This is a genomic window from Oceanibacterium hippocampi, assembly GCF_900172325.1.
Taxonomy (GTDB): domain Bacteria; phylum Pseudomonadota; class Alphaproteobacteria; order Sneathiellales; family Sneathiellaceae; genus Oceanibacterium; species Oceanibacterium hippocampi.
On sequence record NZ_FWFR01000001.1, the window covers coordinates 718,074 to 738,929 of the forward strand.

Below are 20,856 nucleotides of genomic sequence, written 5' to 3' on the forward strand. Positions count from 1 at the left end.
CTCAACGGAGGAATTCTGATGTCCGATGAAGCTCTGACGCGCGGCGCGGAAGATGCCCGTTCGCTGCCGACCGACGACAGCGCGGGATCTGCGTATTCGCCCGACAAATCCGATACGAACGGCGCCGCCGGTTCGCGCATCGAAGCGAGCCTTGCCGATATCGAACAGATCGGACCCGGCACGCTGAACGGCCGCTACATGCGCCGCTTCTGGCATCCGGTCTATCATGCCGACGACATCAAGCCCGGCGAGATCAAGCCGCTGCGGATCCTCGGCGAGGATTTCGTCCTGTTCCGCGGCGAGAGCGGCCGTCCGCAGGTGCTGGCGCCGCGTTGCATGCATCGCGGCATGTCGCTGGTCCCCGGCTGGATCGAAGGCGATACCATTCGCTGCTTCTATCACGGCTGGCGTTTCGACCAGACCGGCCAGTGCGTCGAGCAGCCGTCGGAGAAGAACTCCTTCTGCGACAAGATCAAGACGCCGGCCTATCCGACCGAGGAATATCTCGGCCTGATCTTCGCCTATTTCGGCGAAGGCGAAGCGCCGCCGCTGCCCCGCTACCCGGCGTTCGAGGACGAGAATGTCGTCCTGCATACCGATTCCTACACGCGTGCCTGCGGCTTCTTCAACAACATGGAGAATGCCGGCGATCTCAGCCACATCGCCTTCGCCCATCGGGACGCGGCGGTTTCCTGGGACGAGACGGTCGATGGGCCGGTGCTGACCCCGGTCGAAACGGAATGGGGCGTCGAGAACCGGGCGATCCGTCCGAGCGGGCGGCGCAATGTCGGCCAGGTCGGCTTCCCGAACATCTATCATGTGCGCGGCGTCCCGGACGACGAGGAGGTCGAATATCGTGAGTTCATCGGCTGGTGGGTGCCGCATGACAATGACCGGCATACCCAGTTCACGGTCGTCATGAAGGACCGCTCGGCACCGAATCTGGAGGCCTACCACCAGCGGCGAATCGAGGCGTACAAGCGTCACGATCTCGACCGGGAGGCGGTCGCACGTGAGATTCTTGCCGGCCGCATGCGCCTTGAGGACGTCGATCCGAAGCGCGCCCACATGATCTTCCTGCAGGACGATATCGCGCAGGCCGGCGTTGGCCCGATCGCCGAACGCCCGAAGGAGCATCTCGGTCGCGGCGATGCGGCGGTCATCCTGTTCCGCCGGATCTGGCTGCGCGAGCTGACGAAATTCGCCAACAACGAGCCGGTGAAGGAGTGGCATTACGATCCGGCGAAGATCCGGGTCCACTCCGACTTCCGCTAATCGCCCGCACGACGGGCGGCACGAACGGCCCGGCGACCCTCGGATGCGTAACTGAGTTGATCCGAGGGTCGCCACCAACAAGAAACGACGTCCCGCACCACTACGAGGACGATCCTTTATCAGTAATGGCCAATATCAGGGGGCTGACATCATGACGAAAATCTCAAATCGCGACCGGCTGCGCCTTATCGGCGGCCTGGGCGCTTTCTCGGCGATGAATGCGATCGCCGTGCCGGCGGCAGTTCTGGGCGGCTCTTCCGCTGCCAGCGCCCAGGGCCAGCGGACGCTCTCCTGGTCAGTCAATCCCGAGCCGCCGTCACTCAATGCAGCCTTCACGAGCGCCTCCATCGTGCAGCAGGTTTCCTCGAAGATGATGGAAGGCCTCTGCACGTACGACCATGAGCTCAATCCGTTGCCGGGCCTGGCCAAGTCGTGGGAGATTTCCCCGAACGGCGAAACCATCGTCTTCAAGCTTCGTGAGGGCGTGAAATGGCACGACGGCAAGCCCTTCACGTCGGCTGACGTGAAATTCACCTTCGAGGAGATCCTCAAGAAGCGCCATCCGCGCGGGCGCGCCACCTACGCCAACCTCGAGGCCGTGGAAACGCCGGACGCGATGACGGCGGTCTTCAAGCTGTCCGGCCCGTCGCCCTATATCATGTCATCGCTCGCGGGCGCGGAATCGCCGATTCTCCCGAAACATATCTATGACAAGGCCGATCCCTCGAAGGTTCGCGAGGTCAATGCCCCGATCGGCACGGGACCGTTTAAGTTCGTCAACTGGGAACGCGGCAGCCACCTGATGCTCGAGCGCAATCCCGACTACTGGGATGCCGGCAAGCCGGGTATCGATCAGCTGATCGTGCGGTTCATTCCCGACACCGGCGCCCGCGTCGTCGCCTTCGAGACCGGCGAACTCGATCTCGCCGGCGGATTCCCGGTCGGCCTCGACGATATCGTCCGCTTGTCCAAGGAACCGAATATCGGCGTCACCAGTTTCGGTTTCGCGATGCTGGGCGCGATGCATTATTTCGAATTCAACATGCGCGACCCGCAGTTCCAGGATGTCCGGGTGCGCCAGGCGATGGCCCATGCCATCGATCGTGACTTCCTGATCAAGAACGTGTGGTTCGGTTTCGCCAGTGCCGCGACCGGTCCGGTCTCGCAGAAACTGGCGAATTCCTACTCCGCCGATGTGCCGGCCTATCCGTTCGATCCGGCCAGGGCGGAAGCGTTGCTCGACGAGGCGGGCTTCCCCCGGAAGGACGACGGCATCCGCTTCCGGATTACCCACGATCCGTCGCCCTACAACGACCGCTTCAAGCGCTTCGGCGAGTATTTCAAGCAGGCCATGGCGACGATCGGCGTCGCGGTCGACTTGCGGATCGGCGATGTCGGTACCTGGCTCAGGCGGGTCTGGACCGACAACGATTACCAGACGACGTCCTACGGTATCTACAACACCACGGATCCGTCGATCGGCGTCCAGCGCATGTACTGGTCGAAGAACATCCGGAAGGGCGTGCCATACACCAACGGGTCGGGCTACAGCAATCCCGAAATGGATCGCATCATGGAGGCCGCGCAGGTCGAGCCCGACCCGATGAAGCGCAAGGCGCTGTTTGCCGACATGCAGCGCAAGGCGATGACCGACCTGCCGATCATTCCCATCCTCAACGAGGATTACGTCACCGTTTACAACAAGCGCGTCCAGAATGTCGAAGGCGACGTCGCCGGCGTGTACGGTACCTTCGCCGATATCAGTATCGCTTCGTAAGGGCGAGGGCGTACGGTCGGCGCGCGCCGGCCGTACGCCTCAGCTTTCAGTGCGGACCGGGGCCGGCCGCCTGCCCGCTACGGGGATGTTAGATGAACAGTCTGGTACGCTATCTGGGATGGCGCACCACCCAGTCTATTGGGGTGGTGATCGCGATCGCCTGCATCAATTTCCTGATTCTGCATATCGCGCCGGGTGATGCCGTCGATATCATGGCCGGCGAAGCCGGTGCGGGCGATCCGGAATATATGGAGGCGCTGCGAAAATCGTTCGGTCTTGACCAGCCAGTCCATATTCAGCTTTTCCACTATCTGTGGAACCTGTTCCAGTTCAACCTGGGATATTCGTTCCATTACGGCATTCCGGTCTCGGAACTGATCTTCGACAAGCTGCCGGCGACGCTTCTCCTGATGGTCGCCAGCCTGCTCATCGCCCTGCTCGGCGGGATCGTGCTCGGCGTTACCGCCTCCCGGCGGCCCGGTTCGATTTACGACACCACGATTTCCCTCGTCTCCCTGCTCGGCTATGCCACGCCGCTCTTCTGGCTCGGCCTGATGCTGATCGTCGTCTTCTCGCTGAAACTCGGGCTGCTGCCCAGCAACGGCATGTACACGATCGGCAAGAACTATTCGGTGTGGGGCGCCGCACTCGACGTGCTGCATCACCTGATCCTCCCGGCCGTGACCCTGGCCCTGTTCTTCATGGCAACCTACACCCGGATCATGCGGGCCCAGATGCTGCAGGTGTTCGGCCAGGAATTCGTCCGCACGGCCCGTTCCAAGGGCATCTCGGAACGCCGGGTCGTGTATCGCCACGTCCTGCGCAACGCGGTATTGCCGCTGGTCAGCCTGTTCGGCGTCCAGGTCGGCGGCGTGCTCGGCGGCGCGGTGGTCGTCGAGGTGGTCTTCGGCTGGCCCGGTCTCGGACGCCTGGCGTTCGATTCGATATTCCAGCGGGACTTCAACCTGCTGATGGGAATCCTGTTCTTCAGTTCGGTGCTCGTGGTGATCGTCAATCTTCTGGTCGATTTCCTCTACGCGCTGCTGGATCCGAGGATCGAGGTCGTGGCATGACGCAGAAGCCTTCCTTCCTGTCGCTGCTGTTGCGCAACAAGGCTGCCGCCATGGGACTGGTCGTGCTCGCGGTGGTTCTGCTGACGGCGATCATCGGTCCGTTCCTCTACCAGGTCGATCCCTGGGCGATCACCGGCCAGACTCTGCTCTGGCCCGGTGTCGATCCGGCCCATCCACTGGGTACCGATGTCCTCGGCCGAGACGTGCTGAGCGGCCTCATCAGCGGCGCGCGTATCTCGCTCCTGATCGGCGTGTCGGCAACCGCCGCCTCGGTCATGGTCGGGATCGTGATCGGCGGCCTGGCGGGCTATTTCCGGGGCCAGGTCGACAACGTCCTGATGCGCCTGACCGAGATCTTCCAGACGATCCCGAGCTTCATCTTCGTCATCATGCTGGTCGCGGTCTTTCACCCCTCGATCACGGTGGTGGTCCTCTCCATCGCCACCGTGTCATGGCCGCCGGTCGCCCGCCTCGTGCGCGGCGAGTTCCTGTCGCTTCGCCAGCGGCCCTACGTGCAGTCCTGCATCGTCGTCGGGATGGGCGAACTGCGGATCATCTTCACGCAGATCCTGCCGAACGCGATGGCACCGATCGTCGTGACGGCGTCGATCATGGTCGCCTCGGCGATCCTGATCGAGGCGGGTCTGGCGTTTCTCGGCCTGCAGGATCCGAACGTCATGAGTTGGGGGGCGATGATCGGCTTCGGCCGCACGGTGCTTCGAACCGCGTGGTATCTGTCGGCCATTCCGGGCATCGTCATCTTCTTTACCGTTCTCGCCATCAGCCTGGTCGGGGAAGGCCTCAACGACGCGCTCAACCCGCGCGGCACCGGTCAATAGGAGGGGCGGATGTCCATTCTGAAAGTCGACTCGCTCGTGACCGAACTGCGCATCGCCGATCGCCATTTTCCGGTCGTGAACGATGTCAGCTTCACGCTGGAGAAGGGCGAGACGCTTGCCATCGTGGGCGAATCCGGTTGCGGCAAGTCGATGCTGGCGATGTCGTTGCTCCGGATCCTGCCGGAGCCGTTGGCGCGGATCGGCTCGGGCCGGATCCTGTTCGACGATCGCGACCTGGCCGAGGCCGGCGTCGACGAGATGCGGACGATCCGCGGCAAACGGATGTCGATCATCTTCCAGGACCCGATGGCGTCGCTCAATCCGGTCGAGACCATCGGCAACCAGATCGCCGAGATGATTTGCGAGCATGAGGACATATCCCGACGCGATGCCCGGAAGAAGGCGATAGAGCTCCTGCGCATGGTGCGCCTGCCCGACGCCGAGAAACGCGTCGACGAGTATCCGCACCGGCTGTCGGGCGGCATGTGCCAGCGGGTGATGATCGCGATGGCGCTGGCCTGCCGGCCGGAAATCCTCATCGCCGACGAGCCGACCACGGCACTCGACGTCACGATCCAGGCGCAGATCCTGGCCCTTCTGAGCAATCTGCAGTCGGAGACCGGCGCGGCCGTGATCCTGATTACCCATAACCTGGCGATCGTCGCGCAGATCGCCGACAGGCTGCTGGTCATGTATGCAGGCGAGATCGTCGAATCCGGAACCGTCGCCAGTGTCTTCGGGAATCCGCGCCATCCCTATACGCGGCAGCTGATCGATGCGATTCCGAAAGGAACCGGCCCGATCGAAGGCGAGATCGGGCGCCTCGCGGAAATCCGCGGCAGCGTTCCCGCCCTCGACCAGCGCGAACGGGGTTGCAATTTCTCGCAGCGATGCGATTGCGCGGTCGCCCGTTGCCGGACCGACAAGCCGGTCCTGAAGCAATCTTCCGGCGATCATTCGGTCGCCTGTTTCGTCGCGCAAAGCGAGGCAGCATGATGGGAGCGCCGTTGCTTTCCTGCAAGGACGTGGTGGTCGAGTACAAGACCCGGCGTGGCGCCCTGCGCGCGGTCGACACGGTCAGCCTGGACATCCGCGAAGGCGAGACGGTTGCCCTGGTCGGCGAGTCGGGCTCGGGCAAATCGACGCTCGGCAAGGCCATCGTCGGGCTGGAGCCGATCCGCAGCGGCTCGATCAAGCTCAACGGAACGGAACTCGGCGGCCTCTCGCGCCGTGCCATGCGGCCCTATCGCCAGGCGTTGCAGATGGTTTTCCAGGACCCGTTCGGGTCTCTCAACCCGCGCCTGTCGATCGGTCGCATCATCGAGGAGCCGATGCTCGTTCACCGGATCGGGACGGCGGAGGAGCGCAGGCGGCGGGTCGCCGAACTGCTTGAGCGGGTTGGCCTCAGCGCCGAGATGATGACGCGCTATCCGCACGAATTCTCCGGCGGACAGCGTCAGCGCATCGTCATCGCCCGGGCGCTCACCCTCAACCCGAAACTCATCATCTGCGACGAACCGGTCTCGGCCCTCGACGTATCCGTCCAGGCGCAGGTTCTCAACCTGCTGGCCGATCTGCAGCGCGACCTCGGCCTGTCCTATCTCTTCGTGTCGCACGACCTTTCGGTGGTCCGCCATATCGCGCACCGGGTCGTGGTCATGTATCTGGGCAAGTTCGTGTCGACCGGCGAGCGGGCGAACTTCTGGGACAGCCCGATTCACCCCTACACCCGGCGCCTGCTTGAATCGACGCCGAGCGTGGACGCGGTCGGGGCGCCGCTCGTCATCGGTGCCGGCGACAACGACGAGATCCCGAGCGCGATGAATCCGCCGTCCGGCTGCCGCTTCCGCACCCGGTGCGACTTTGCCGCCGATATCTGCGCGCAGTCGGAGCCCGCTCTCCGGCCGGTCGGGGCCTACGGCATGTCCGCCTGTCATCGCGTCGAGACCCTGGCCTCCGGCGCCGTTCGCTACGGCGCCGACGAGAACGAGAACATCGTACCGATCAGAACCGTGGCATGAGCCCGTGCCGGCGCCGCTCGCGGGCGCCGCGGAGCGGGCCCGAAAGACGCCGATGCGCATAAACCTGCATCATATCCGCTATTTCATCGTCGTCGCCGAGGAGCTGCATTTCGGCCGCGCCGCGGCCCGCCTGAACATGGCTCAACCTGCCCTCAGCCAGCGGATCCAGTCGCTCGAGGCCGAGCTCGAAGTGAAGCTCATCGACCGTTCGAAACGCCAGATCGAGCTGACCCGGGCCGGCCAGGTCTTTCTCAAGCGGTCGCGGCAGATGCTGATCGATTTCGACGAATCCGTGCTGGTGACCCAGCGCACCCATCGCGGCGAAACCGATCAGCTCGTCGTCGGGACGATCCCGGCCGGGATGGGCGGCACGCTGTTCCGGGAAATCCTGCCGGCGTTTCAGCGCTCGCATCCCCAGGTCAGCGTGATCGTCCGCAGTCTCAGCACCGCGCGGCAGATCGAGTTGCTGCATACCGGCCAGATCGATGTCGGGCTCTTGCGGCTGCCGGTGAGCGACCCGCGCCTTACCCTGCAGGCGATCTCCAGTGACACCCTGGTGGTGGCGATGCGGGAGGATCATCCGCTGGCAAGCCTCGACAAGGTCTCGCTCGCGGCGGTCGCGGAAGAACCTCAGATCATCTTCCCGCGCGTCCTGGCGCCCGACTTCTACGATTTCATCATCGGACTGCTGAAGGCGACGAGTGCGCCGTTCACGATCGCGCACGAGGCCGAGCATCTGGAAATGCACCTGGGCCTGGTCGCCGGCGGCCTCGGCGTGGCGGTCGTCCCAGCCACGCGGGACACGTACTACAGGGGGGTGGTTTACCGACCCCTGGAAGAACAGGACATCTACGTCGAAACCGCACTCGCCTTCCTGCGCGGGCGGGAGACGAAATTCATCCGGGCATTCGTCGATATTGCCGGTGACATCGTCCAGGCCCGGATGGCCGAAAACCCCGATTCGTAACGCTTACCCCGACAAGACGACCTGTATCATGACAGTATGGACTTCCGACGAGTGCGTGGATGTGGAAATCGCGTCCATCACGACTTCAGCCAACGATATCAAGTTGTTCGAGCTGGCCCCTGCGGGCGGCGACAGGCTGCCGGCCTATAATCCCGGGGCGCATGTCGACGTCCACCTGCCGAACGGCATGCGCCGGCAATACTCGATGGCGGTGCCGGACGACAACGGCCGGCGCTATCTGATCGGGGTCAAGCGGGATCCGGCCAGCAGGGGCGGCTCCGCCTGCATGCATGACGATCTGCGGATCGGTCAGGCGCTTCGCATCAGCCGGCCGCGCAACCATTTCCCGCTGGTCGAAAGTGCGGAACGCTCGGTCCTGATCGCCGGCGGCATCGGCATCACGCCGATCTGGTGCATGGCCCAGCGACTGGCCGCGATCGGCCGGCCCTGGCGCCTGGTCTATGCCGCCCGCCGTCGGGCCGAGGCCGCCTTCCTCGACGATATCGCGGCGCTCGGCGGCGACGTGCGGCTTCACTTCGACGAACAGGCCGGCGGCCCGCTCGACATCGCCGAAGCTGTTGGCGAACTGCGCGGCGACACGCATGCCTATTGCTGCGGCCCCGCGGGCATGCTTTCGGCCTTCCGTCAGGCCTGTGCCGGTCATTACGACGACTGCGTCCATGTCGAGTATTTCAGTTCCGATTCCGCGCCCGACACCTCGGGCGGCTACGAGGTCGAGCTGGCCCGGAGCGGCCGCACCCTGCCGATTGCTGCCGGGCAGACCATTCTGCAGGCGGTCCTGGACGCCGGTATCGACCACCCCTATGCCTGCGAGCAGGGCATCTGCGGCGCCTGCGAGGTCCGTGTGATCGACGGGGAGCCGGATCACCGCGACATGGTCCTGACCCCGGACGAGCGCGCCGCCGGCCGGACCATGATGATCTGCTGTTCCGGCAGCCGGGGCCCGAAGATCGTCATCGATATCTGAACGCGCGGACAGGCGTCAGCCGGCGGTCTGGCGGTTCCGATCATATTGACAGTATACTGATAGACAGCATACTGTCGAAAACGTCGCGACCCATGGCATTGGAGTGTCCGGATGAGTGCAACGACGGTCGGCGATCTCTACGGGATGCCCGGTCACCTCATCCGGCGGGCACAGCAGATCGCTGTCGCGATCTTCCTCAAGGCATGCGCGACCGTCGATCTCACGCCTGTGCAATATGCCGCGCTGGTGGCGATCCGCTCGACCCCGGCGCTCGATGCGACCCGTCTTTCCGCGCTCGTTGCCTTTGACCGCTCGACACTCGGTAACGTGCTCGACAGGCTGGAGGGCAAGGGGCTGATCGCGCGTGGACCGAGCCCCGACGACCGGCGCATCAAGCGGATAGCGCTGACGCCAGCAGGTGCACAGCTGCTCGACCGGGCCGAGCCGCTGGTGGCGGAGGCCCAGGCCCGCATTCTCGAACCCTTCTCGGACGGCGAGGCGGCCCTCTTCATGCGCCTGATGACCCGCTTCGTCGACAGCCATAACGCCGCCTCGCGAGCGCCGCTCCGGCGCGCCGGAGGAACGGATTGAACGGACAAGGGGGGAGCGCGATGCAGCAACGGTTCGTGATTGCCGGTGGCGGGATCGGCGGCCTCGCCACCGCGCTCGGCCTGGCCCGCGCGGGCATCGCCTCGGTTGTTCTGGAGAAGGCGGCGGCGCTTTCGGAAATCGGTGCCGGCATCCAGCTCGGCCCCAACGCCTTTCACGCCTTCGACCTTCTCGGCGTTGGCGAGGCGGCCCGCGCCATGGCGGTCTATATCGACAGACTGCGCCTGATGGATGCGATCAGCGCCGAGGAAATCGCCCATATCCCGCTTGACGAGGCCTTCCGGGCGCGTTTCGGCAATCCTTACGCGGTCGTGCACAGGGGAGACCTGTTCAAGGTCTTCCTCCGCGCCTGCGAAGCCAACCCTCTGGTCGAACTCCGCACGCATGCCGAGGTCACCGGTTATGTCCAGGACGGCCGCTCGGCCGGCGCCCGGCTTGCCGGGGGCGAGATCGTGCGTGGCGCCGCGCTGATCGGCGCCGACGGGCTCTGGTCGGCGATCCGCCAACAGCTTGTCGGTGACGGCCCGCCGCGCGTGTCCGGTCACACCACCTATCGCTCGGTGATCCCGACGGAACAGATGCCGGAAGACCTGCGCTGGAACGCGGCGACGCTCTGGGCCGGGCCGAAATGCCATCTCGTGCATTACCCGTTATCCGACTGGAAGGCCTTCAACCTGGTCGTGACCTGCCACAACGACGCCCCCGAACCGGTCGCCGGAAAGCCGGTGGCCCATGAGGAAGTCATGCGGGGCTTCCGCCATATTCACGACCGGGCGCAGTCGATCATCCGGATCGGTGTCGACTGGAAGCTCTGGGTGCTGTGCGATCGCGACCCGGTTTCCGAGTGGGTCGACGGCCGGGTCGCGCTGCTCGGCGATGCCGCCCATCCGATGATGCAATACATGGCCCAGGGCGCCTGCATGGCGATGGAGGACGCCGTCGCGCTCGCGCATATGGTCGCGCGCCATCCGGACGATATCGAGGCGGCGCTCCGGGCCTACCGGGACCACCGTCTGCTTCGCACTGCCCGCGTCCAGCTGCAGTCCCGGGCGATAGGCGAGCATATCTACCATCCGTCCGGCCCGCACGCGGCGCTTCGCAACGCATTGGCGCGGGCGAAAACGGCCGAGGACTGGTACGAGACACTGGGCTGGCTCTATGGTGGCGACCGCCTGGACGATTCCGGCGCGCCGACGGGCTGAGGGGATTCGTCCGGGGCCGTTCGTCAGCCGTCGGTGAGAATCAGGAACGGGCAGGGCGCGCGATCGGCCATCTCGGACAGCGCTTTCAGCCGAGCCGGATCGCTGTCCACATGCACGACAAGGAGCGCCGCCCGCGCCATGGCCAGGTGGTGCAGCAGGCGCTCGTCGCCGGCCCGGCCCGCGCCGGGCACCGCCCAGGTCTCGAGACGCCGTCCGAGCTGCGCGGCAAGCGTCGCGGCGGTCTCGGCGATCGCCCGACGGTTTCGTTCCGCCACCAGAACGACAGGCCCGGCACCGAGCCTCTGTCCCCGACGTCCGTAAAGCAGTACGGCCGCCGAGGCTGGCAGTCGCTCGGGGAAGTCGCAAGTCAGCGCGACCAGGTCGCCTTCCCGGCTGAGGGCCACGATGTCGGCCTCGCGCCGTATCCTGTGCGTCGTTAGTGTCCAGTGGAGCCGGGCGCCCTGCCCGAGCCGTTCGAGGGCGAGTCGGGCGGTCGCCTCGCGGTGACGGAGGGCCCGACCGAGAGTGCCGGAGGTGAACCGGGTGGTCGTCCCGCCGCTGCGGCTGACCTCGCTGGCAAACGGCAAGGCCGCGAGGTCGAACAGGGCCTGGTCCTCGCAGAGGATGGCGGCAAGTTCGGCCTTCAGGCTGATCGCCAGACCTGCCGCGACCTCGAGCTTCACGGCGGAGTCCCGTGGGTCCTCTATCGACAGCAGGATCCGGCGGATGGCCGGCGTCGACGCCTTTTCCGCCATCATTCGCTCCCGGGCTTCCCGGTTCCGGCCGCCGCACTGGCCCCGAAGTGGCGGCGCGCATCCGCGAAGCGGCGCAGGCGGTCCTCGACCAGCCGGTTGACGCTGCCTTCCGGGTAGGCCCCGTCGGGCCCGCGGGCGCCGGCCGGCCGGCCGGTCAGGATCTCGATGCCCTGGTCGATGCTGGCGACCGGATAGATCCGGAACCTGTCCTTACGGACCGCCTCCACGACATCGTGACGGAGCATCAGGTGGGTGACGTTCGCCGCCGGGATCAACACGCCCTGTTCACCGGTCAGGCCGCGCGCCTTGCAGATGTCGAAGAAGCCCTCGATCTTCTCATTGACGCCGCCGATCGCCTGGACATGGCCATGCTGGTTGACCGAACCGGTTACCGCGAGCGACTGGCGGATCGGCAATTCGGCGAGCGCCGAGAGCAGCGCGTAGAGTTCGGCCGAGGAAGCGCTGTCGCCGTCTACGCCGCCGTAGGATTGCTCGAAAACCAGGCTGGCGCCAAGCGAGAGCGGCATGGCGCCGCCATAGCGCTGGCCGAGAAAACCGGACAGGATCAGGACGCCCTTCGAATGCAGGGGACCGCCCAGATCGACTTCGCGCTCGATATCGACCACCTTGCCGGTGCCGAGCCAGACCCGGGCAGTGATCCGCGTCGGCTTGCCGAAGGCATGGGCGCCGAGCTGGTAGACGCTGAGGCCGTTGACCTGGCCGACCGCGTCGCCTTCGGTATCGACCAGCACGATGTTGCGCTCGATCGATTCATGCATCCGTTCCCGCAGCTTGTCGGCGCGGCGGATCTGGCCGGCGATGGCAGCGCGCACATGGCTTGCCCGGACCGCCGGGGAGCGTTCCTCCCGGGCGATGAAATCGGCTTCCCGCAACAGGTCGGTGACCCGCTGCAGGTCGAGCGACAGTTTCTCGCTGTCGCCGGCGAGGCGGGTCGCGCGCTCGATCACCGCGGCCACGCCCGAGCGGTCGAACGGGCGAAGCCGCGCGCGGATGATCATGCCGGCGAGCAGCCGCGCATAGGCGGTCATGCCGATCGTGCCGCGCTTGCCCTCGGCGTCGAAATCGGCGGCGATCTTGAACAAGGTTTCGAATTCCGGGTCGGCCTGGCTTAGCAGGTAATAGATCCGCGGCTCGCCGATCAGGACGACCTTGGTCGCAAGTGGAATCGGCTCCGGCGTCAGCGAGACCGTGTTGATCAGGGCCAGGCCCTCGCCTGGCGTCTCGAGGCGGATCTCGCGGGCCCGAAGGACACGTTTCAGGGCCTCCCAGGCGAAGGGCTCGGTCAGGAGCTTGCGGGCGTCGAGGACCAGGTAGCCGCCGTTCGCCCGGTGCAGCGCGCCCGGCTTGATGAGCGAGAAATCGGTGACCAGGGCACCCATCCGCGAGACATGCTCGACCCGGCCGATCAGGTTGCCGTGCGTCGGGTGGTCCTCGTAGACAACCGGCGCGTTGGCGGTGTCGCCGTTGTCGACGATCAGGTTGACCGCGTAGCGGGCGAAGCCGTTCGCCTCGTGCCGGCTGCCCTCGCCGGGCGTCGCCGCGCCGGACGCTGCCGCCGCCTCCTGGCCGAGCAGGCCGTGGACATTCTCGACGAGATCCTGGCGAATAACCTCGAGATGCTCCTGTACCGCCGGCAGATCGCCGAAGGCGGCCTTCATCTCGTCGATCGGGTGGCCGATCGCGAAGGCGATTGTTTCCTGGCCGATCTCGCGGAGCGCCTGGCGGCGCTCCTTGTCCCATTTCGGCATCTGCTGGAGGGAGGCCTGCAGCTTCTTCTGCTGTTCCTCGATCGCCTTCTCGATTTCCTTGCGACGTTCCTCGGGCAATTCGTTGAACGCCTCGGGCTTGATGATCTCGCCATCGGCGACCGGCGCGAAGGCGAAACCCGACGGCGTGCGAAGGATGGTGAGCCCGTGTCCCTCGGCTTCCGCCTGGGCCGCCTCGAGCACCTTCTGCTGGCGTTCGCGGAACGCTTCCTCGATCGCCTCGACCCGGTTGCGGAAGTCATCGGTGTCGAAGGCGGCCGGTATCGCCTGCCGGATATCCTCGATCAGCGCATCCATCGCCGTGGCCAGGGCCCGCCCGCGCCCGGCCGGCAGGGCCATTGCCTTCGGGCAGTAGGGGTCTCGGAAATTGTTGAGATAGACCCAATCGTCGGGCACCGGTTCCTTGCCGGCACGTTCGCGGAGCAGCGATTCGACCACCGTGTGTCGGCCGGTGCCGCTCGGCCCGTGCACGAAGATGTTGTAACCGTTGTGCTTCATGGCGGCGCCGAAGCGGATCGCCTCCAGCGCGCGTTCCTGGCCGAGCACGCCCTCGAGTGGCTGGAGGTCCGCGGTGGTTTCGAAATCGAGGCTGTCGGGATCGCAATCCCGGCATAGCTGGTCGGCGCTGAGATAGGGCAGGCTACTGGTCACGATGCTCTCCTGGGCGATGCCCGAAAGTGACGGTCCGTCGAGGCCGGCGCCTTGATCCCGATCAAGGATCCGCCGGCGGCCCGGTCGCTCCGGCGCGCCGCATGGCCGTCATCCCTATCTTTGTCGTTGCGTTGTCGAAATCAATCGCCGGTGGGTCGGCCGGCCTTCCCCGCGATCAGTCGGTGGCGGCCGTGGTGGTCGCAGCGACGGAGCGTTTTCGCGTGATTTCCGGTCGGCGCATCAGGAGCAGGAGCGGGGCCGCGCCCAGCATCACCCACATCATCAGGGTGAAATCGCCGAGGAAGGCGATGGTCGCGGCCTGGCGGGTGACCTCGCCGTTCAAGGCCATCACACCTTCGGTCGTGTGCCAGTTCCAGGCCCGCGGCGTGAAGGGATAAAGCATCGCGTCCCGGAACGGCGTCATCAGCGCGGCAAAGCCGGCATGGTTCGCCTGGGTATTCTGCGACAGGAGCGTGAAGACGATCGAGATGCCGATGGAGGAGCCGATATTCCGCATCAGGCTGAACATCGCCGTGCCCTCGGTGCGGTAGCGTTGTTCCAGGGTCGTGAAGGCGGTCGTGGTCAGCGGCACGAAGATGAAGCCGAGGCCGAAGCCCTGGATGATCCCGGTCCAGACGATAAGGTGCACGGGAACGTCGATGGTGAAGCGCGACATCTCGGCCAGCGAGAGCGCCGTCAGTCCGATCCCGAGCAGGATCATCAGGCGGGGGTCGACCCGTCCGATCAGCCGGCCGACCAGCATCATCGCGACCATCGTGCCGAAGCCGCGCGGCGCGAGGACATAGCCCGTGGTCAGCACCGGGAAGCCGATCAGGTTCTGCAGGAAGGGCGGCAGGAGGGCCAGGGTCGCCAGCAGGACGATGCCGACAACGAAAATCAGCAACAGCCCGACGGTGAAGTTACGATCCCGAAACAAGCCTGGTTCTATGAAGGGATTGCGGGCTGTGTACATCTGGACGATGAACATGTAGAGGAACAACCCGGCCAGCACCGCCTCGATGACGATCTCCGGCGACGAGAACCAGTCCTGTGATTCGCCGCGGTCGAGCATCATCTGCAGGGCGCCGATGGCGAGGCTGAGCAGGGCGAAGCCGAAGAGGTCGAAGCGGCGCGAGCTGTCCTTCGGCGTCGCCGGCACGAAGGCGAAGATGCCGAGCAGGGCGAGGATGCCGAACGGCAGGTTGATGTAGAAGACCCAGCGCCAGTTGTAATATTCGGTCAGGTAGCCGCCGAGGGTCGGACCGAGGATCGGTCCGATCATCACGCCGATGCCCCAGATCGCCATCGCCCCGCCGTGCTTCTCGCGCGGATAGGTGTCGAGCAGGATCGATTGCGACAGCGGCACGAGGGCCGCGCCGAACGCCCCCTGCAGCATGCGGAAAAGGACGATCTCGGACAGCGAGGCCGCCGCGCCGCAGAGCATGGACGCGACCGTGAAACCGGCGACGGCGATCAGGAACAATCGCTTCCGGCCGAGCCGTGCGGCCAGCACGCCGGTCGGCGGCGTCATGATCGCGGCAACGACGATGTAGGAGGTCAGCACCCAGGCGATCTGGTCCTGGGTCGCCGACATCGAGCCCTGCATGTGCGGCAGCGCCACGTTGGCGATGGTCGTGTCGAGGGTCTGCATGACCGTCGCCAGCATGACCGACACGGTGATCAGGCCGCGCCCGAGAGGCGTGCTCCCGGCGCCCGCGTCGCTCATTTCAGGTCACCGGCCCCGGCCCCGGCCCCTGATGCGGCAGCGGCCTTGCCCGAGCTGGCAGCGAGCGCCCTCGGCGCGATGCCGATCCAGGACAGCGCGGTCCTGAGGAACCCCGGCATCTCGCGCTCGTGGCCGGTATCGATCTCGACGATGGCGCTCATTCCGGCACGCAGCGGATGCGCGGCGTCGGCGCCGGGCAGGGCGATGCGAACCGGAATGCGCTGCACCACCTTGATCCAGTTGCCGGTCGCGTTCTGCGGCGGAATGACCGAAAATTCGGCACCCGTCGCCTGGCTGATGCTGGCGACCGTGCCCTCCCAGACAGCGTCCGGATAGGTGTCGACCCGGATTTCGACCGGCTGGCCGGGCCGGACATGGGTCAGTTCGGTTTCCTTGAAATTGGCCTCGATCCAGAAGCCGTCATCGGCGACCACGCTCATGACCGGGCTGCTCATCGGGCCGCTGCCGACGACGACCTGGCCGGGATCGGGGGTGTTGCTGGCGATTCCGGCGAGCGGCGCCACGACGACGGTGCGCGCGAGTTCGAGCGCGGCGCGGTCGCGCTCGGCTACGGCTGCCCGATAGCTCGCATGCTGTTCGACCGGGCTCGCCGGGTCGCCGCCCAGCTGGGCGCGGATCTGCGCCAGTTGCTGGTCGATGATCGGCAGCTGCAGGCGGGCGACATCGAGCGCGTGGCGGGCCGTGTCATACTTGCTCTCCGGCGTCGCCCGGCTCTTGAGCAGCGATGCCTGGCGCTCGAACTCGCGCTGCGCGAAGGCGATATTGGCTTTCGCGAGACCACGCTCCTCGACCTTCTGGCGATAGACCGCCTTCAGGTCGGCGATCTGGTCGCGAACGCCGGCGAGCTTCGCCTCGGCCTCGTCGAGGGCGATCCGGTAGGAGCGGTCGTCGATCCGGAACAACACGTCGCCTTTCGCCACATGCTGGTTCTCGCGCACCGCGACCTCGGTCAGAAGGCCGGTGACCTCGGCGCTGATCATCACCTTGTCCGCCTTCAGGTAGGCATTCTCGGTCCCAACGAAGCGGCTGCCCGTCAGATAGACGTAACCCCCGGCGGCAATCACCAGCAGCGGACCGAGCAGAAGCATGAGCGGGCGCAGCCAGCGACGCCGCCGCCGGCGCGGCGGATCGGCGAGCGCCGGGGTCATCGATGGTTTCGATTCGATGGGGCGATCCGGCCCGGCCGGGCCTGTCACTTCCTGTTCCATGGTTCACGCAGACCGGTTGTACCTGCTGGGCGGGCAGCCCGCGCCGCGCCCCTCGGCGTCGAGCAGCCGCTCCTTCATATGTTCGAGGCCGGAAACGAGTGCCTTCCGCTCCGCCTCGGACAATCCCTCCATGGCCTCCTCGCGGCTTTCGCGGGCGAGCGTCCACATCTGATCGAGCAGCGGTTTCGCCTTGGCCGTCAGGAACAGGCGGAAGGCGCGCCGGTCGGCGGGATCGGGGCGCCGTTCGACCAGTTCCGCCTCGGCCAGCTTGTCGATGAGCCGGGCCAGCGTGATCGGCTGCACCTCCATGCTCTCGGCGAGCGTCGCCTGATTGACCCCTTCCTGCCGCGCCAGGTGGAAGAGCGCCTTCCACTGGGCCTGGGTCAGGCCATGCTCCTGCGCGCGGCGGAGGAAATTGCGGCGCAACAGGCGGGAAACATCGCTCAGCATGAAACCGACGGGCGGTTGCTCTCTTGCGGTCATTCGACGGGGCGTCCGGCCATGAGACTGTGGAGTAGTATGTGTTCAATATAGTAAGCTATGCGTATCAATTTTCAAGAACGGTCGGACGGCCGGATTCACCCTCGGATTGATTCACCCGCCGGCCCATATGGGAATCATGACTGACAAGCTTCTGCTGATCGTTGCGCATGCCCCGTCCGAGAATACCCAGCGGCTGCGCGACGCCGTGCGGCGCGGCGCCGGCCATGCCGATATCGAAGGTGTCCGGGTCCGCGTGCTGAGCCCCTTCGAGGCCGGGCCCGAGGATGTCCGGGCAGCGGATGGAATCATCCTCGGGACAACCGAGAATCTCGGCTACATGAGCGGCGCGCTGAAGGACTTCTTCGACCGGATCTATTATCCCTGCCTCGAGGAGACCCAGGGGCGCCCCTACGCGCTCTATATCCGCGCCGGCCACGACGGTACCGGCACCCGCCGCGGCGTCGAGACCATCGTCACCGGCTTGCGCTGGCAGGCGATCCGCGAACCCCTGCTCTGCCGGGGTGAGTATCGCGAGGCCTTCGAGGGCGAATGCGAGGAACTCGGGACCCTGATGGCGGCCGGCCTGGAAGCCGGGGTCTTCTGATCCCGCATCCCGTGACCAGCCCGCGTTCGGTGCTTGCGCCGATGTTGCCGGCGGGTCAGCATGGCGACATGTTCACACTCGATCCCCGTCTTGAGGCCGACACGGTGCCGTTCGGCGCCTTCCCGGTTTCGCGCCTGTTGCTGATGCGCGATGCGCGCTATCGCTGGTTCATTCTGGTTCCGGAACGGGATGACCTGCGCGAGCTCCATCGCCTCTCGGTGGCGGATCGTCATGCCGTTTCCGACGAGACCGCGGCGGTCGCCGACATGCTGGAACGGCTCTGCGCGCCCGACAAGATCAACGTCGCGGCGCTCGGCAACATGGTGCCGCAGCTTCATGTTCACGTGATCGCCCGCCATGTCGGCGACCCGGCCTGGCCGGGGCCGGTCTGGGGCCGGGGCGAGGCCGTCCCCTATCGCGACGAGGAAGTCGAGGCCTTGCGGGAGCGGGTCACCGGGGCGCTCGCCGGCAGCGGCTTCACGCCGGTCGGCTGATCGCGATTTCCCGGCTGTCGAGACCGACTTCCAAGGCGACACCATAGGCGATTCCGTCGAGCGGCGGGGCGAGGATCTCGAGCAGCGAAGGCGGCGGCATCGCGGCATAGGCCGCCTTGGTTTCCGGGCGCGGGTAATAGACCAGTCCGTCATGCTCGCCTCAGGCGACAGGGCGAAAAGGAGAAATCCTCCGCCGGCATGTCCGGATGCCAGTCGATGCCGCGCAGGGTGAGGAGCGGATCGACGAAGGCGAAGGTGAGCGGCGAGGCGTCGACATTGATCGTCGCCCGGGCGAATCGGCGAAGGTCCAGTCCGCGCGCCAGGAAATGCGGAAACTGCGCGTTCAGGCTGCCGCCGAGTTCCCGGTACTCCCGCGCGCCCGAGGCGGCGCCGCGGCCCGCCACGACGCGCCCGGCAACCCAGTCCGGCGCATGGCGGAGGGCCGGCGGCGGCGTTTCAGCGGTCATGACCGTCTGTTCCGGCGGCCGGACATGTATCGATCATCATGGGAAACGAGGGTCGCGGACTCGACGCCGGCAGGCAAGCGGCTTATCCAGAGGCGGAACCCGAGCACCCGAACCATTCGAGGACCGTCCCGATGCAGCCATTGACCGTCTATCTGTCCGGCGAGATCCACACCGACTGGCGCACGCAGGTCGCGCGCGGCGCCGAGGCCGAGGGCCTCGACATCGAGTTCACCATGCCCGTCACCGATCATGAGGCGAGCGACGATTGCGGGGTCGCCATTCTCGGCGGCGAAGAGACGCCGTTCTGGAAGGACCACAAGGGCGCGAAGTTGAACGCGATCCGGACGCGCACGCTGATCGAATCGGCGGACATCGTCGTCGTCCGCTTCGGCGACAAGTACAAGCAGTGGAATGCCGCCTTCGACGCCGGCTACGCGGCGGCGCTCAACACGCCGCTGATCGTGCTGCACGATCCGGCGCTGACGCATGCGTTGAAGGAAGTCGACGCGGCATCGCTCGCGGTCGCCGAGACGCCGGCGCAAGTTGTCGAGATCCTGCGCTACGTCCAGCGGGGCGAGCTCCGCCGCGCCGGCTGATCCTCAGGCCGCGGCGCGATCCGGCCGGCGGTTGTTGCGACCGCCGTTGTTGCTGGACCGATTCGGCCGGGCACCGTTGCCGTAGGGCTTGTTGCCGCCCGGGCGTCCGCCGCCGCGGTTGTTCTTGCCGCGTCCCGGCGGCGGCGTGAAGACCTTCGAGGGCTCGCCGCTGGCCACCGCTACCGGCTGCTTCAGCAGCTTCTCGATGGCCCGGAGGTAACTTTCCTCCGACGGCTCGCAGAGCGAGATCGCGATGCCCCGGGCGCCGGCGCGCGCGGTGCGGCCGATCCGGTGGACATAGTTCTCCGGCTCGTTCGGAAGCTCGAAGTTGATGACATGGCTGACGTTCGGCACGTCGATGCCGCGGGCGGCGATGTCGGTCGCGACAAGGATCCGCGCGTCACCGTTCCGGAACCGCTGCAGCGCCCGCTGACGGGCATTCTGCGACTTGTTGCCGTGCAGCGAATCGGTGCTGATGCCATGCTTCTCGAGCTGCAGGGCCAGCCGGTCGGCGCGATGCTTGGTGCGGGTGAAAACGATCACCCGGTTCAGGCTCTCGTCGGCCAGGATCTCGCCGAGCAGGCTCTGCTTGCGCCCGGCATCGACGTAGTGAACGCTCTGGTCGATAAGGTCGACCGTGATCGCCTTCGGCGTCACCTCGACCCGCTCCGGGTTCTTCAGGATGCGTGCGGCCAGTTCGGCGACGCTTGCCGGCATGGTGGCCGAGAAGAGCAGCGACTGGCGCCGCATCGGCAGGGCCTTCAGGATCTTCTGGACGTCCCGCTGGAAGCCCATGTCGAGCATCCGGTCGGCCTCGTCGAGGACCAGGTGGCTGACCTCGTCCAGACGCAGCGAACCATGCTCCATATGGTCGAGCAGACGGCCCGGCGTGGCGACCACGATGTCGACACCGCGCGACAGGCTGCGGTTCTGGTTCTTGTGCGGCACGCCGCCGAAGATCACCGCATGGCGGAGGCCGACATGACGGCCATAGGCACGGATCTGTTCGCCGATCTGTACCGCGAGCTCGCGCGTCGGCGCCAGGATCAGTGCCCGCGTCGTTTTCGGCTGCGGGCGGGCCGGTTCGGTGATCAGGTGATGCAGCAGCGGCAGGGCGAAGGCCGCCGTCTTGCCGGTGCCGGTCTGGGCGATGCCCAGCATGTCCCGTCCTTCAAGAAGAAGCGGAATCGAGCGGGCCTGGATGGGGGTGGGTTCGGCGTAGCTGAGATCGTTAAGCGCACGCAACAGGGGCTCGGCGAGACCGAGCGCCGTAAAAGTCGTGGAATCCAAAAAACTGTCCTTGTTCAGAAACG

At 66.1% G+C, this 20,856-nt stretch carries 20 protein-coding genes; 13 read left to right on the plus strand and 7 right to left on the minus strand.

The annotated features are described in order from the left end of the window. Nucleotides 1-18 precede the first annotated feature (18 nt). The 10 genes from OCH7691_RS03335 to OCH7691_RS03380 all read left to right on the plus strand — a co-directional run bounded on the left by OCH7691_RS03335 (nucleotide 19) and on the right by OCH7691_RS03380 (nucleotide 10,751). Nucleotides 19-1,275, plus strand: a complete 1,257-nt coding sequence (locus OCH7691_RS03335; RefSeq protein WP_085881987.1) for an aromatic ring-hydroxylating dioxygenase subunit alpha — start codon at nucleotides 19-21, stop codon at nucleotides 1,273-1,275. A gap of 151 nt (nucleotides 1,276-1,426) precedes the next feature. Further along, nucleotides 1,427-3,052 (plus strand): ABC transporter substrate-binding protein, encoded by a 1,626-nt coding sequence (locus tag OCH7691_RS03340; RefSeq protein ID WP_085881988.1) that lies wholly within the window; start codon nucleotides 1,427-1,429, stop codon nucleotides 3,050-3,052. 92 nt (nucleotides 3,053-3,144) lie between these two features. Further along, nucleotides 3,145-4,125 carry an ABC transporter permease gene (locus OCH7691_RS03345; RefSeq protein WP_085881989.1) on the plus strand — a complete coding sequence of 327 codons (981 nt, stop codon included), beginning with the start codon at nucleotides 3,145-3,147 and terminating at the stop codon, nucleotides 4,123-4,125. Beyond that, a complete protein-coding gene (locus OCH7691_RS03350) occupies nucleotides 4,122-4,964 on the plus strand; it encodes an ABC transporter permease (protein WP_085881990.1) in 843 nt (280 codons plus the stop codon). Before OCH7691_RS03345 ends, OCH7691_RS03350 begins: the two co-directional genes overlap by 4 nt. Nucleotides 4,965-4,973: 9 nt before the next feature. Next, complete coding sequence (locus OCH7691_RS03355) at nucleotides 4,974-5,960, plus strand: ABC transporter ATP-binding protein (RefSeq protein WP_085881991.1); 987 nt, start codon at nucleotides 4,974-4,976, stop codon at nucleotides 5,958-5,960. Continuing rightward, nucleotides 5,957-6,985, plus strand: a complete 1,029-nt coding sequence (locus tag OCH7691_RS03360) for an ABC transporter ATP-binding protein (protein ID WP_217807770.1) — start codon at nucleotides 5,957-5,959, stop codon at nucleotides 6,983-6,985. Before OCH7691_RS03355 ends, OCH7691_RS03360 begins: the two co-directional genes overlap by 4 nt. Before the next feature lie 52 nt (nucleotides 6,986-7,037). Beyond that, nucleotides 7,038-7,952, plus strand: coding sequence for a LysR substrate-binding domain-containing protein (locus tag OCH7691_RS03365; RefSeq protein ID WP_139839499.1), 915 nt, complete (start codon nucleotides 7,038-7,040; stop codon nucleotides 7,950-7,952). A 28-nt stretch (nucleotides 7,953-7,980) separates the two neighbouring features. Next, on the plus strand, nucleotides 7,981-8,940 hold the full coding sequence (locus OCH7691_RS03370) for a PDR/VanB family oxidoreductase (RefSeq protein ID WP_085881994.1): 960 nt from the start codon (nucleotides 7,981-7,983) through the stop codon (nucleotides 8,938-8,940). 111 nt (nucleotides 8,941-9,051) lie between these two features. Further along, entirely contained in the window at nucleotides 9,052-9,531 is a 480-nt protein-coding gene (locus OCH7691_RS03375; protein WP_085881995.1) for a MarR family winged helix-turn-helix transcriptional regulator, read from the plus strand. Nucleotides 9,532-9,551: 20 nt separating this feature from the next. Next, complete coding sequence (locus tag OCH7691_RS03380; protein WP_085881996.1) at nucleotides 9,552-10,751, plus strand: 3-hydroxybenzoate 6-monooxygenase; 1,200 nt, start codon at nucleotides 9,552-9,554, stop codon at nucleotides 10,749-10,751. Nucleotides 10,752-10,774: 23 nt separating this feature from the next. On the opposite strand, the gene OCH7691_RS03385 is transcribed toward OCH7691_RS03380, so the two are convergent. The 5 genes from OCH7691_RS03385 to OCH7691_RS03405 all read right to left on the minus strand — a co-directional run bounded on the left by OCH7691_RS03385 (nucleotide 10,775) and on the right by OCH7691_RS03405 (nucleotide 17,382). After that, on the minus strand, nucleotides 10,775-11,506 hold the full coding sequence (locus OCH7691_RS03385; RefSeq protein ID WP_176244904.1) for a hypothetical protein: 732 nt from the start codon (nucleotides 11,504-11,506) through the stop codon (nucleotides 10,775-10,777). Continuing rightward, complete coding sequence (locus OCH7691_RS03390; protein WP_085881998.1) at nucleotides 11,506-13,944, minus strand: Lon protease family protein; 2,439 nt, start codon at nucleotides 13,942-13,944, stop codon at nucleotides 11,506-11,508. Before OCH7691_RS03390 ends, OCH7691_RS03385 begins: the two co-directional genes overlap by 1 nt. A gap of 175 nt (nucleotides 13,945-14,119) precedes the next feature. Further along, the gene (locus OCH7691_RS03395; RefSeq protein WP_085881999.1) at nucleotides 14,120-15,670 is read right to left on the minus strand and encodes a DHA2 family efflux MFS transporter permease subunit; all 1,551 of its coding nucleotides are present in this window, start codon (nucleotides 15,668-15,670) and stop codon (nucleotides 14,120-14,122) included. Continuing rightward, nucleotides 15,667-16,839, minus strand: coding sequence for an HlyD family secretion protein (locus tag OCH7691_RS03400; protein WP_085883471.1), 1,173 nt, complete (start codon nucleotides 16,837-16,839; stop codon nucleotides 15,667-15,669). Before OCH7691_RS03400 ends, OCH7691_RS03395 begins: the two co-directional genes overlap by 4 nt. Before the next feature lie 63 nt (nucleotides 16,840-16,902). Further along, nucleotides 16,903-17,382 (minus strand): MarR family winged helix-turn-helix transcriptional regulator, encoded by a 480-nt coding sequence (locus tag OCH7691_RS03405; RefSeq protein WP_085882000.1) that lies wholly within the window; start codon nucleotides 17,380-17,382, stop codon nucleotides 16,903-16,905. Nucleotides 17,383-17,518: 136 nt separating this feature from the next. Here OCH7691_RS03405 and OCH7691_RS03410 point away from each other — a divergent pair, with 136 nt between their 5' ends. Further along, a complete protein-coding gene (locus tag OCH7691_RS03410) occupies nucleotides 17,519-17,986 on the plus strand; it encodes a flavodoxin family protein (RefSeq protein ID WP_085883472.1) in 468 nt (155 codons plus the stop codon). Between the two features lie 68 nt (nucleotides 17,987-18,054). Then, nucleotides 18,055-18,480 (plus strand): HIT domain-containing protein, encoded by a 426-nt coding sequence (locus OCH7691_RS03415; protein WP_085883473.1) that lies wholly within the window; start codon nucleotides 18,055-18,057, stop codon nucleotides 18,478-18,480. A 149-nt stretch (nucleotides 18,481-18,629) separates the two neighbouring features. Here the strand turns inward: OCH7691_RS03415 and OCH7691_RS03420 are convergent, their stop codons facing one another. Continuing rightward, complete coding sequence (locus OCH7691_RS03420) at nucleotides 18,630-18,947, minus strand: hypothetical protein (RefSeq protein ID WP_085882001.1); 318 nt, start codon at nucleotides 18,945-18,947, stop codon at nucleotides 18,630-18,632. A gap of 131 nt (nucleotides 18,948-19,078) precedes the next feature. Here OCH7691_RS03420 and OCH7691_RS03425 point away from each other — a divergent pair, with 131 nt between their 5' ends. Then, a complete protein-coding gene (locus tag OCH7691_RS03425; RefSeq protein ID WP_085882002.1) occupies nucleotides 19,079-19,543 on the plus strand; it encodes a YtoQ family protein in 465 nt (154 codons plus the stop codon). 3 nt (nucleotides 19,544-19,546) lie between these two features. Here the strand turns inward: OCH7691_RS03425 and OCH7691_RS03430 are convergent, their stop codons facing one another. Then, nucleotides 19,547-20,833 (minus strand): DEAD/DEAH box helicase, encoded by a 1,287-nt coding sequence (locus tag OCH7691_RS03430; RefSeq protein ID WP_217807771.1) that lies wholly within the window; start codon nucleotides 20,831-20,833, stop codon nucleotides 19,547-19,549. Nucleotides 20,834-20,856 lie beyond the last annotated feature (23 nt).